Below are 11,646 nucleotides of genomic sequence, written 5' to 3' on the forward strand. Positions count from 1 at the left end.
CTGTAGTTAGCCATTAAGTGGTAGTTGAGAGCTAGGCTACCATCTAGAAAGGGATACAAAAGCATCTTGTTTACAACTTTACGGGGTCGATCACGAGTCGTTAATTAAGCGCTGAACCAGGCTTGACTTTCCCGCATCTGACTCGATTGGCAGAAAAACGTTTGTCAATTATTTCATTGAGTTAGCAAACGTTTTGCACAATGTTTGTCACTGTCAATGCGTGGAAGTGTGAGGCGCTTCAAGGAATTGGAAAGCGCTTTCGACCATAGTTGGCGCCTCCCCGAAGAGGGGGGTAAAGGCTTGAAAGTATCATAAAGAATCATCTTAACTTGTGCCCTGACCATGCTGGCAGGGGGCAACCAGGAGTCCAATATGTCTGATGTATTTCACTTGGGTTTGAAGAAAGCGGATCTGCAAGGCGCCACCCTGGCGATCGTCCCCGGTGACCCCGAGCGCGTGAAGCGTATCGCAGAGCTGTTGGATAACCCGGTGCACCTGGCCAGCCATCGTGAATTCACTACCTGGCGCGGCGAGATGGACGGCAAGGCCGTGATCATCTGCTCTACCGGTATTGGTGGCCCGTCTACCTCCATCGCGGTAGAAGAGCTGGCCCAGCTTGGCATCCGCACCTTCCTGCGTATCGGCACCACCGGCGCCATCCAGCCGCACCTGAACGTGGGTGACGTGATCGTGACCACCGGTTCCGTGCGCCTCGACGGTGCCAGCCTGCACTTCGCACCGATGGAGTTCCCGGCTGTTGCCGACTTCGACTGCACCACCGCGCTGGTGAACACCGCCAAAGAGATGGGCTCCAAGCTGCACATCGGTGTGACTGCCTCTTCCGACACCTTCTACCCGGGTCAGGAGCGTTACGACACCGTATCCGGCCGCGTCGTGAGCCGTTTCCAGGGGTCCATGAAAGAGTGGCAAGCCATGGGCGTGCTGAACTATGAGATGGAGTCCGCAACCCTGCTTACCATGTGCTCCAGCCAGGGCCTGCGTGCCGGTATGGTGGCTGGCGTTATCGTCAACCGTACCCAGCAGGAAATTCCGAACGCCGAGACCATGGCGAAGACCGAATCTGATGCCATCAAGATCGTACTGGGCGCTGCCCGCAAGCTGATCTGATAGCACCACAAAGAGTGGGGGGTGGGGGCCGTTGCGAAAGCGCGGCCCCTATCTTTATCCGCCGTTTACCGCTTTTCCTCTCCCGTCACGCCTTTCACTGATCCCGCCGCACTTGCGCTGGTTGTCTCTGCTGGCAGCCTCTACCTATTGCCCCTAAAAAGGCGCTGCACAGCGGATCTGCATCGGCTCGCCGCTCACCGGATGAGCAAAATCCAGCTCGCTGGCATGCAGCATCAGCCGGGGGGCCTGTTCGCAGCCGGGTAGCAGCAGGCCACCATAGAGATCGCAGCCGAGGATGGGGTGGCCCAGCAGCTGGCTGTGGATCCGCAGCTGATGGGTGCGGCCGGTCTCAGGCACCAGCCGCACCCGGGTCAGGGGAACGGTTTGCCCCTGCATCTGCTGCGTCAGCCGTTCAGTCACCCGATAGCGGGAGCGGGTGGGTTTGCCGCTGGCGGCGCAGATCTTCATCAGTGGAAAGAGGGCCGGATCCTTGGCGATAGGGGCGTTGATAACCCCTTCGTCGTCAATCAAATGACCGCACAGCAGGGCGCTGTAGGCCTTGCTCACCGCCCGCTGACTGAACTGGTGGCAGAGCAGGGCATTGATGGCCTTGTTTCTGGCCACCACCATGATGCCTGAGGTACCAAAATCGAGGCGATGCACCAGGGTGCAGCCGGGGAAATCCTGCACCAAGCGATAGTGAACCGAGTCGAGGTTTTGCGGATTCTTGCCCGACAGACTCAGCAGGCCGCTCGGCTTGTTGATGAGCAGCAGGTGTTCATCCTCGAACAGGATCTCGATGGCGGCCTTGCAGGGCGGGGCAATAAAGGTGTCGACGATAACGGACATAGGTGGCACAGGCTGGAAATGGGGTGCGATCATACCCGAACCGGCGCGGCCGGGCGAATGGGCGGTGCGCTACCTCGGGAAATGAACGGGATTGCGCCATGCAACCTCTTGATAATGAGCCGTGTTGAGCGAGGCGGTGTACAGTGCAAACCGCCCAGGTCACCAACAAGGCCCCGTTTTGTGACCCCTTCCCGAGTTCATCCGAGGCTTGCTTGTTAAGGTATGGCTCCCTGTTATGTTGTAAGGACTCATCCCATGGCACTGCCCGTTATTCTCGATTGTGATCCCGGCCACGACGACGCCATCGCCCTGATTCTGGCGCTGGCCAGCCCTGAACTGAAGGTGTTGGCGGTTACCACCAGCGCGGGCAACCAGACGCCGGGCAAGACCCTCAACAATGCCCTGCGCATTCTCACCCTGCTGGGACGTGACGATATTCCGGTGGCGGCTGGGGCGCCGAAACCGCTGGCCCGCGAGCTGATCATTGCCGACAACGTTCACGGCGAATCGGGTCTCGATGGCCCCAAGTTGCCGGATCCCGCCTTTGCGCCGCAGGGGATGACGGGGATCGAGCTAATGGCCAGATGTCTGCGCGAGAGCCCGCAGCCCGTGACTCTGGTGCCGACTGGGCCGCTCACCAATATCGCCCTGCTGCTGGCGGCTCATCCCGAGCTCAAACCCAAGATTGCCCGCATCGTATTGATGGGGGGCGCCGCAGGGGCTGGCAACTGGACGCCTGCGGCGGAATTCAATATTTATGTGGACCCGGAAGCGGCCGATATGGTCTTTAAGTCGGGCATCCCAATTACCATGTGTGGCCTCGATGTGACTCATGAGGCGCAGGTGATGGACGAGGATATCGAGCGGGTGCGCGCCATCACCAATCCGGTGGCCCAGTGCGTGGCCAGGCTGCTCGACTTTTTCATGATTTACCACCGGGATCCCAAGTGGGGATTTGCTGGTGCACCGCTCCACGACCCCTGTACCATTGCCTGGTTGCTGGCTCCCGAGCTGTTCCATGGGGTCGAGTGCCGGGTCGATATCGAGACCAGCGGGGAGCATACCGTGGGGATGACGGTGGTGGATCGTTATGGTCTGACCGGCAAGCCAGCCAATACGCTGGTATTGTTGGGGCTGGATCGTCCGGGCTTTATCGATCTGCTGGTGACGCGGCTGCGGGCGTTTGACTGAGCGCCGGTTCATTTTTGCAAGAAGGGGCGGGGAATGTGGAAGAGAGGCTTGGTGCTGCTGGCCGGGTTGCAACTGACAGGGTGTGCAACGCCATTCGAGCGGATGTGGCAGGGGCTGGCGACCTGTGAATTTACCGATCTCTATGTGGATGAGACGGGCAGGCCCGCCAATCTACAACTGGCCAACTACACCCCCTACAAGGTGAGCGACGGCTTTGCCTGGTACAAGGTGCACGAGGAGCTGCACGGCCTGCCGGTGGTCGGCTTTATCGTGCCCGCTTCCAGCTTCGAAGTGCACGCCCTGTTTGTCGATACCCCCATCGCCAATGCCCGCCGCTTGACCCACAACGCCTACGGCAGCGAGTTTTGCGACGAGCAGAAGCATGACGAGGGCTCAGCCCCTCTGCTTTTGCGCGATCCCAACAACCCCAAGCGCTCCATCATCGATTGCACCCGCGGCGAGTCTGATGGGGAACTTGAGGATTCGGCCATGCCTGAGTAGGACTACCTGTCATGCTATCGGCCTGAAATAGAGGGGCCAGCCTTGCCGGCTGGCCCCTCTTTTTTATTGTTGCTTAGCGCCCTGATCAGGGATAGCTCAGCGTCTCCTTGATAAGAGGCAGCTGGGCCTTGATCCATGCCGGATTGCAATAGGTTCCCCAGTCGCAGGCCTGACTCGACATCATTTCAGGGATAGCTCAAAGTCTCTTTGATAAGCGGCAGTTGAGCCTTGATCCACGCTGGGTTGATGGGGCCCCAGTCGCTGATGCGGTAGTGTCCCTGCAGGTGGCGAGCCCCCTCGGTCTGCTCGAAGGCGCAGCTGATGTCGAGCTCGGCCAGCGCGCTCAGGGTATCCTGCGCTGTGCGGCGCGGCATGCCGGTCGCCTCCATAATGGCAGGCACCGTATCTGTGCCCTGACTGATCAGCCAGGCCACGTAGAGCCGCCGGTAGAAGCTGGTGCGGGTCTTGCTCGGCTCACTCATAGCTCGTCCTCAAGGCGATCGAAGTAGCGCCAGGTCGCGATGGCGGCTTTGCCCATCACCAGCGCCCAGAGGCCGAACCAGAACCAGCGGAAGAAGCTCCAGGTGGAGGCGTCAGGCTCGGTACTCTCAATCTTGGTGACGTTGGGGAACATGGAGAACATGTTCACGCGCCATCCGTAGGAGGTAATGATGGCCAGGCGTTTCTCGAACTCCATGGACTTGGCCTTGGCCTGGACGTCGGCGGCGTTGAACTTGAAGTAGAAGGGCCAGCCCCACTCGGTATCTTCATTGCGAAACACCCGGATCTTCTCGCCGGGGCGCTCGGTGTAGATGTAATAGACGTCGGTGGTGGGGCCGTCAGCCGGGTTCTTCTGGCTGATGGGGCCATCCTTGTCGGTGCGCTTCACCTCGACCCCTGTGATGGTGGCGATGGTGTGCTCCGGCAGGTAGTAGTCGAGCCAGGCGGCGGAAATGAGGGCGATGAGCCCCAGGGCGATAAAAGCGGGTTTCTTGAATCTCAGGCTCATGGTGTGCTCACGTGAGGGGGGAGTAACGTGCCTCTACCATACCGATATTTGACAGGGCAGCCCAGCCCCTTATGGCACCAACGGCCAAAAAATGGCGTTTAAAACAGAGACAAAGCCATTGCTCCATCAACAAGAAAGGCCCTTGCGGGCCTTTTTGTCTGGTTCACGTCGTGCGCTTACAGCTGGAATTGGGCCAGCTGTTTGCGTTGCTGCTCGGCGAGCTGGGAGAGTTCGTTGCTGGCACTGGCGCTCTGGCTGATGCCGGCGGAACTCTGGCTCACGATCTCGTGAATATTGGTGATGTTGCGATTGATGTCGGCAGTGACGCAGGACTGCTCCTCGGCTGCGGTGGCGACCTGGGCGTTGGCGTCGTTGATCTGGCGTACGGCACCGGTAATGCCACTCAGCAGATCCTGCACCTGAGCTGACAGGCGTTGGTTATGACCGAGGATCTCCAGGGTCTCCTGCACGCCGTTGTTGGCGGATTGGGACTGGCTCTGCAGCCGCTCGATGATGGCCTGGATCTCCTTGGTGGAGTCCTGGGTACGGGCTGCCAGCATTCTCACCTCGTCGGCCACCACCGCAAAACCACGACCCGTTTCGCCTGCACGGGCCGCTTCGATGGCGGCATTGAGCGCCAGCAGGTTGGTCTGCTCGGAGATCCCCTGGATCACTTCAATTACCTTGCCGATCTGCTCGGACTGGGATTTGAGCTGAGCCACGATGGCGGCAGCATCTTCCAGACTGCCTGCCATCCGGCTATTGGCGGCGATGCTTTCGGTAAAGAGGGCGAGCCCCTGTTCGACCCGGCCATTGGCATCCCGCGCCAGCTCGTCGGCGATGGCGGCGTTGTGGTTGACGTTGTCTGCTGTGCTGGAGAGTTCGGTCACTGCGGAGGCGACCTGTTTGATCTCGCTGTGCTGCTGCTGGGCGTTGGCTTCAGCCTGGGTCATCACGGCGGCCAGCTCGGTGGCGGCGGAGGCGACGCTGTTGCTGATCCCGGTCAGGTTCTCGATGGTGCTACCAAGTTGCCCCAGAGTGAGGTTGATATCTTTGGCCAGACGGGTCAGCTCGTTGTTGCCATCCGCTTTGGCGCGCACGTTGAAGCGCCCTTGCGCCACGGCGTGCATCACCTCTTGCAACTGACCGATGGGGCTGACGATGCGACCGGAGAGGACCCAGCCACAGATCAGCGCCGCCAGCAGGGTACCGGCTGTGAGCAGCAGGGTACGCAGCAGGGTTGCGTCGTAGTGAGCCTGCTCGTCGGCCAGCTCTTGCTGGATCAGCTGGTTGATGTGGGCCGACATGCTGTCGATCTGTTTGATCAGCTGTTCACCCAGCTCGCGGAAATGGAGGCGGGCCGCCTCGTAGGCGACCGGATCGTCGCCACCCTGATGTTTTTGCGCCAGCAGCGGCAGCATGTTGCTGCGGGTATGGCTGAGGTAGGCCTGCAGGGCGGCAGCGACCTGCCGGTTATCCTGCTCGGCACCGGGGAGCACCAGACGGCCGAGGATTGCGTTGATCTCCTGCTCGGCGCTGTTGAGGTTTGCGGGCAGTGCGGCAAACAGCTTGGCATCGTAGAGGCCATAGATGGCGCTGGTGCGCAGCCGGTAGGTGGCGTGGATCAGTTTGGCAATATCGTCCTTGTTTTGGACCACGCTCTGGGTCGTCTCATCTATGTCATTGATGGCTTCATCCAGCCCCTGTTTACTGATGGCAATCATCACCATCATCAGCAGGCTGGCCAGCAGCAGCGGTATCAGGACCTGGACACGTATTGATAGATTATTCAATGACATAAATGGCTCTAATCCGAAATGGGAGGAGCCGACATATTACACACCTACGTCAGGAGCTGTCACAGGCTTTTATTGCTGAAATTTGCTGAAGAAAAGGTTTTTCCTTGTGAAAAAGGCGCCACATATGCATGATTGAACGCTTGATCCCCTGAATATGTGGTACAACTGGCCGGATTGAGTCAATCCTGTCCCGTTTTCGTGATTCCCCGCTCTTGGCGTATGGAGGTGTGTAGTGTCCAGCTGGATCGATCCGGCCATTCTGGCTCTGTTTATCCCGACCTTTTTCTTTGTCTCGGTGACCCCCGGCATGTGCATGACCCTGTCGATGACGTTGGGGATGAGCCTGGGGGTGCGCCGTACCCTGCACATGATGTGGGGGGAGCTGATCGGAGTCGGGTTGGTCTCGGTGCTGTCGGTGATCGGGGTGGCTGCCATCATGCTCAACTATCCGGGGATCTTTGCCGCCTTCAAATATGTGGGGGGCGCCTATCTGGTTTGGCTCGGTATCCAGATGTGGCAGGCCAAGGGGAAGATGGCCATTCCGGCGGATCTTTCGTCCGGTCAGCAGACCAGCGCCATGGGACTGGCGGTGCAGGGTTTCGTCACCGCCATTGCCAACCCCAAGGGGTGGGCCTTCATGATCTCCCTGCTGCCACCGTTCATTTCGGCCAGCAAGCCGATGGTGCCGCAGATCACTGCGCTGGTGGCGCTTATTCTGGTCATCGAATTCTCCTGCCTGCTGCTCTACGCCAGCGGTGGCCGCACCCTGCGCCACTTCCTCGCCAAGAGCGGCAACGTCACCCTGATGAACCGCATCGCCGGTACTCTGATGCTGGGGGTGGGAGTCTGGCTGGCGCTTGGTTAAGCGCTGTTAGTGACCCGCACCAGACAAGAAAAATGCCACCGGTCGGTGGCATTTTTTATGAGTGCCAAGTGGTTCAGCGGGGTTTGAAACGTGCGACCCAGGGGTTGGCGGTGATGCCATGCAGCAGCACGCTCAATATGATGGTGCAGAGCACAGTGGCGATGATGGGGCGCTGGCCAATCAGGGCAGGCTGGTTTTGCAGCACCATCACTGCAAAGACGATACTGGCAAGGCCCCGCGGGCCGAACCAGCCGATAAAGAGCTTGAGCTCTGGCTTGAGGCCGGTGCCGAGCAGGCTCAGCCAGACCGGCACCATCCGCAGCAGGGTGAGGCTGGCAATGGCATAGAGCCAGTATTGCCAGTGCATCAGCTCCGACAACATGGGGAGCAGAGTTGCGCCAAACACCATCCAGATCACCACGGAGAGCAGGTCGCCGTAGCCTTCGCAACTGTCCATATAGGCGTGCTTGTGTTCACCGAGTCTGCGCCCGATAAAGAGACCGCCGACAAAGGCGGCGATAAAGCCGCTCCCCCCCAGACTCTGGGCCAGCGCAAAGCAGAGCAGGGCCAGTCCCGGCATGGTGAGCTGGCGCCAGAGCGGCAGTTGCCAGCCGTTGAGATAGGAGATTTTCAGCAGCCGTATGGTTAGGCTGGTCAGTACAAAAGCGACCAGGAGGCCAATGCCGATCTCCTCCAGCATCAGGGTGATGGCCAGCGTGGCTGTGCCTGCGTGCTGCTCTGTGGGGGCGATAAGGGCCAGCAGCAGAAGCAGCACAGGCACACAGATGCCGTCGTTGAGGCCGCTCTCCTGATTGAGCCCTTCGCGCAGTGGTGCCGGTACGGCCGGGTTGCTCACCACCGCCTTGCCGAGCGCCGCATCGGTGGGAGCGAGAATGGTGGAGAGGATGGCCATCTCCAGCAGCGGCAGGTCAGGGAAAAGCCAGTGACCAAACAGGGCGCCACAGAGCAGGGTGAGGGGGAGGCCGATCAGCAGCAGCCGGATGGGGAGCTGGCGGTTGGCCAGCAGCACCTGCCAGTTGGTGTTGGCGGCATCGTTGAACAGCACGATCACCAGCGTCAGCTCTGCCAGCAGCTTGATGCCGGCGCTGTCGATGGAGAGGGAGAGCAACTCCAGCCCTCCCGGCCCCAGCAGCCAGCCGGTCAGCAGAAAGAGCAGGGGGCCGTTGACCAGTTTTGACTCGAAGCGCCCCGCGATCAGGCTGTAGAGCAGTAAAAAGGCGGCGATCACCGCCAGATTCTGATAAAGCAGGTGTGCATCCATACAACCTCCTTCCAGCCCCGCGGGGCGGTTTAATCGGTCAGGCAGTCCGGGTCGAACACATACTCGCCGTCCAGCCAGCGCACGATTTCATCGACGCAAGCCTGATCGCGAAACGGTAGGTAGCGTGTCTTGAGGGCGGCAATCTGCTCGGGAGTGAGTCGGGCCAGCCCCAGATCCTGAAACAGCGGCAGGTCGGCCTCAATCATCGCCGAGATCTGCGGGCCGCAGGTGGCGTTGAGGGAGGCGTGCAGCGCCTTGTCGGGATCATACTGCTTGCCGAGCTTGTAGCTCATCGGCAGGGTGGCGAGCGGCAGGGCGGAGAGTGCCGCCTGCTTCATCGGGTTGACCGCGTGGCCAGAGAGCAGATCCGCCAGCTCGGCGGGGCGGTTCTCGAAGGCACGCAGATAGAGATAGCTGCTTGCCTTGCTGCCATCGTTGACCGGGTAGTTGTCCCACAGGAAGGGCTTGCGGCCGAGCAGCTCGGTCACCTGCTTGAGGTGTACCGCCGGATACTCGGTCGAGCAGACCTTGGGGCCGGTCCAGAAGATCTCGAAGCGGCGGTCGAGCTGCTCGCCAATCTCCTCCAGATAGCGCGGTGGCATGGCGCCGAACACCTTCTCCAGCACCGGATCGGTCGAGTAGTAGCTGGGGCAGAAGATGAGGCGGGTCGCCTTGCTGTGGGCCGCAATGTCGTGGGCGATGGTGAGCTGGTGCCGGGCCAGATCCGGGGTATCCCCCTTCATGTCGTCAAACAGCACCGCCAGAATATCGGGCTGCAGCATCTCGTCGATGAGGCGCACTTTTTCAAGCAATGCCGGGCGCTTGCGATCGTAGTCGTGATGCGCCCCCATGGGGCTCAAGCCCACCCCGAAGGCGAGCCCGTTGGCGCGGCACTGGCGCGCCAGTTCGGCGAGATCGGCCAACTGCTGCTCGGGCCAGGGGAGGGCCCAGTGCTTGCGCAGATAGCCATCCTCTTTCGGGGCGTAGATATAGAAACCGTAGCCGTGGCGTGGCAGCCACTGGGCGTAGCGGGCGCGGGCCTGCCAGCTCCATCCCTTGCCAAAAAAGCCTTCAATCACCCCCAGATTGGCAGCGGGGGGCAGGGGGCCGGACAGCAAACTTTGATATGGCATAACTCTCTCCCTTCTTGCTGGGGACTTGATACGGGACGGTCGGTCAGACCGGGTCCTCTTCCTGAAAGCGCACCCCGATCTTGCTTGGTACGCTCTCGTCCATTTCGGCCACGGTCCAGATCAGGCCCTGCCATTCGATGTTGTCACCGACCACCAGATTATCGCCCAACTGGCTGGCAATAAAATCACCCAGTGTCTGATCCGCCACCTCGCTCACATCCAGCCCGTAGAGAGGGGCGAGGTCTACCAGCCGCGCGGCTGCTTCCAGCAGGAAGTCACCGAAGAAGCGGGGGCCGAGATCCTGCTCCGGCGCCTGGCTAAAGAGCTGGCCGAGGGCGGGGAGGTCACGTTCGTGACCGATCACGCAGAGGATGTCATCGGCCTGCAGACAGGTACTACCTGAGGGGTGGAGCAGCTCGCGGCCGCGAAACAGGGCGCAGATCCGGGTGCCGGCGGGCATCTGCAGATCCCGCAGTGGCGAGCCGATGCACCACTTCTCCTCCCCAAGCTGGTAGACGAAGGTCTCCCACTGGCTGTCGAGATCGATCTCGAGCCCGGAGCGGTTGATGGGCGACGGCGGTGCCGGTACCTCCACCCGCGCCAGTTTTGAGGCCAGCGGTAGCGAGCTGCCCTGCAAAATCAGCGAAACCAGCACTACGAAGAAGGCGACGTTGAAGTAGAGCTGGGCGTTGGGCAGTCCCGCCATCATGGGGAACACCGCCAGAATGATGGGCACGGCGCCGCGCAGGCCGACCCAGGAGATAAACCAGCGCTCGCGCGGGGCGAAGTTCTTGAACGGCAATAGCCCAATCCAGACCGACACCGGGCGGGCAAACAGGATCATCCAGGCTGCCAGCGCCAGTGCGGGCAGGGCGATGGGTAGCAGCTTGTGGGGCGAGGCGAGCAGCCCCAGCACCAGAAACATGCCGATTTGGCTCAGCCAGGTGAGTCCATCCAGTACCGACAGGGTTGTGCTACGGCTGCGCAGGGAGAGGTTGCCGAGCAACAGACCTGTGAGGTAGATGGCAAGAATGCCGCTGCCGCCTACGGCAGTAGTGAGGGCAAAAATGAGCAGGCCGCCGCTGACGGTGAGCAGCGGATAGAGCCCCGGCGCCAGGCGGGCGGTGTTGATAAGGCGCCACAGCAGCCAGCCGCCACCAAGGCCAATCCCGGCGCCAAGACCAAACTGCTTGACCAGTTGCAGCAGCAGGAAGCCCCCATCCAGCCCTTGCTGGGCGGTGGCGAGCACCTCGATCAGGGTGACGGTGAGAAACACCGCCATGGGGTCGTTGCTGCCTGACTCTATCTCCAGCGTCGCGCTCACCCGCTCGTTGAGGCTGCGCCCGCCAAGCAGGGAGAAAACCGCCGCCGCATCGGTGGAGCCGACGATGGCGCCGATCAGCATCCCCTGCATCAGGTTGAGGTCAAACAGCCAGGCGGCGGCGAGACCCGTCAGGCCGGTGGTGATGGCCACCCCGACCGTCGCCAGCGACAAGGCTGGCCAAAGTGCCACCCGGAATGAGGAGACCCGGGTGCGCATGCCACCGTCGAGCAGGATGATGGCGAGCGCCAGGTTGCCCACCAGATAGGCGACGGAGTAGTCGGCGAAGTGGATGCCACCGGGTCCATCTTCACCCGCCAGCATGCCGACGGCGAGGAAGATAACCAGAATGGGAATACCGAGGCGGGAAGAGAGGGCGCTCAACAGTACGCTGGCTCCCACCAACAGGGCAGCGACAAAAAAGAAACTGTTGATGGTAGCGGCATCCAAGGGCGAACTCCTTCCTGGTAATGTGCAAAGTAGGCACATTATATGCAGTTAGGTCCCCCTTGTGTGGCTTATTTGTGCATCAATTTGCACTTTCTTACATTTTTCATCCCTTTTTTCA

11 protein-coding genes are annotated in these 11,646 nt (G+C 60.8%); 4 read left to right on the forward strand and 7 right to left on the reverse strand.

Annotated features, from left to right (window positions below; translation table 11 throughout):
* Positions 1–372: 372 nt before the first annotated feature.
* Positions 373–1,128 carry a uridine phosphorylase gene (gene udp / locus G5306_RS05365; RefSeq protein WP_005337975.1) on the forward strand — a complete coding sequence of 252 codons (756 nt, stop codon included), beginning with the start codon at positions 373–375 and terminating at the stop codon, positions 1,126–1,128.
* 153 nt (positions 1,129–1,281) lie between these two features.
* Here the strand turns inward: udp and G5306_RS05370 are convergent, their stop codons facing one another.
* Positions 1,282–2,010: an RluA family pseudouridine synthase gene (locus tag G5306_RS05370; protein ID WP_421312512.1), complete on the reverse strand. Its 729-nt coding sequence runs from the start codon at positions 2,008–2,010 to the stop codon at positions 1,282–1,284.
* Positions 2,011–2,232: 222 nt separating this feature from the next.
* Between G5306_RS05370 and rihA the strand changes: the two genes are divergently transcribed.
* Both rihA and G5306_RS05380 read left to right on the forward strand, forming a co-directional pair.
* A complete protein-coding gene (gene rihA / locus G5306_RS05375; protein WP_421312513.1) occupies positions 2,233–3,168 on the forward strand; it encodes a pyrimidine-specific ribonucleoside hydrolase RihA in 936 nt (311 codons plus the stop codon).
* Between the two features lie 33 nt (positions 3,169–3,201).
* Positions 3,202–3,669: a hypothetical protein gene (locus G5306_RS05380; RefSeq protein ID WP_075115472.1), complete on the forward strand. Its 468-nt coding sequence runs from the start codon at positions 3,202–3,204 to the stop codon at positions 3,667–3,669.
* A 185-nt stretch (positions 3,670–3,854) separates the two neighbouring features.
* Here G5306_RS05380 and G5306_RS05385 read toward each other — a convergent pair whose 3' ends face one another.
* From G5306_RS05385 to G5306_RS05395, 3 genes are all read right to left on the reverse strand, one after another.
* The gene (locus G5306_RS05385; RefSeq protein ID WP_005344341.1) at positions 3,855–4,151 is read right to left on the reverse strand and encodes a winged helix-turn-helix domain-containing protein; all 297 of its coding nucleotides are present in this window, start codon (positions 4,149–4,151) and stop codon (positions 3,855–3,857) included.
* A complete protein-coding gene (locus tag G5306_RS05390; protein WP_005350438.1) occupies positions 4,148–4,678 on the reverse strand; it encodes a DUF1523 family protein in 531 nt (176 codons plus the stop codon). Before G5306_RS05390 ends, G5306_RS05385 begins: the two co-directional genes overlap by 4 nt.
* 176 nt (positions 4,679–4,854) lie before the next feature.
* Positions 4,855–6,477 carry a methyl-accepting chemotaxis protein gene (locus tag G5306_RS05395; RefSeq protein WP_421312514.1) on the reverse strand — a complete coding sequence of 541 codons (1,623 nt, stop codon included), beginning with the start codon at positions 6,475–6,477 and terminating at the stop codon, positions 4,855–4,857.
* A gap of 232 nt (positions 6,478–6,709) precedes the next feature.
* Between G5306_RS05395 and G5306_RS05400 the strand changes: the two genes are divergently transcribed.
* The gene (locus tag G5306_RS05400; protein ID WP_216954223.1) at positions 6,710–7,342 is read left to right on the forward strand and encodes a LysE family translocator; all 633 of its coding nucleotides are present in this window, start codon (positions 6,710–6,712) and stop codon (positions 7,340–7,342) included.
* A gap of 73 nt (positions 7,343–7,415) precedes the next feature.
* Here G5306_RS05400 and G5306_RS05405 read toward each other — a convergent pair whose 3' ends face one another.
* Genes G5306_RS05405 through G5306_RS05415 form a run of 3 tightly spaced genes read right to left on the reverse strand, consistent with a single transcriptional unit; the run spans position 7,416 to position 11,528 of the window.
* A complete protein-coding gene (locus G5306_RS05405) occupies positions 7,416–8,624 on the reverse strand; it encodes a cation:proton antiporter (RefSeq protein ID WP_227340898.1) in 1,209 nt (402 codons plus the stop codon).
* 29 nt (positions 8,625–8,653) lie between these two features.
* Positions 8,654–9,757 carry a beta-N-acetylglucosaminidase domain-containing protein gene (locus tag G5306_RS05410; protein ID WP_421312515.1) on the reverse strand — a complete coding sequence of 368 codons (1,104 nt, stop codon included), beginning with the start codon at positions 9,755–9,757 and terminating at the stop codon, positions 8,654–8,656.
* Between the two features lie 43 nt (positions 9,758–9,800).
* Positions 9,801–11,528, reverse strand: a complete 1,728-nt coding sequence (locus tag G5306_RS05415; protein WP_421312516.1) for a potassium/proton antiporter — start codon at positions 11,526–11,528, stop codon at positions 9,801–9,803.
* Positions 11,529–11,646: the final 118 nt, after the last annotated feature.

Source organism: Aeromonas sp. 603404, assembly GCF_049171775.1.
Taxonomy (GTDB): Bacteria; Pseudomonadota; Gammaproteobacteria; order Enterobacterales; family Aeromonadaceae; genus Aeromonas; species Aeromonas veronii_A.

Excerpts from the sequence above, each read along its gene's own strand:
- udp (WP_005337975.1), top strand. The coding sequence starts at position 373 with ATGTCTGATGTATTTCACTTGGGTTTGAAGAAAGCGGATCTGCAAGGC.
- G5306_RS05370 (WP_421312512.1), bottom strand. The coding sequence starts at position 2,010 with ATGATCGCACCCCATTTCCAGCCTGTGCCACCTATGTCCGTTATCGTC.
- rihA (WP_421312513.1), top strand. The coding sequence starts at position 2,233 with ATGGCACTGCCCGTTATTCTCGATTGTGATCCCGGCCACGACGACGCC.
- G5306_RS05380 (WP_075115472.1), top strand. The coding sequence starts at position 3,202 with ATGTGGAAGAGAGGCTTGGTGCTGCTGGCCGGGTTGCAACTGACAGGG.
- G5306_RS05385 (WP_005344341.1), bottom strand. The coding sequence starts at position 4,151 with ATGAGTGAGCCGAGCAAGACCCGCACCAGCTTCTACCGGCGGCTCTAC.
- G5306_RS05390 (WP_005350438.1), bottom strand. The coding sequence starts at position 4,678 with ATGAGCCTGAGATTCAAGAAACCCGCTTTTATCGCCCTGGGGCTCATC.
- G5306_RS05395 (WP_421312514.1), bottom strand. The coding sequence starts at position 6,477 with ATGTCATTGAATAATCTATCAATACGTGTCCAGGTCCTGATACCGCTG.
- G5306_RS05405 (WP_227340898.1), bottom strand. The coding sequence starts at position 8,624 with ATGGATGCACACCTGCTTTATCAGAATCTGGCGGTGATCGCCGCCTTT.
- G5306_RS05410 (WP_421312515.1), bottom strand. The coding sequence starts at position 9,757 with ATGCCATATCAAAGTTTGCTGTCCGGCCCCCTGCCCCCCGCTGCCAAT.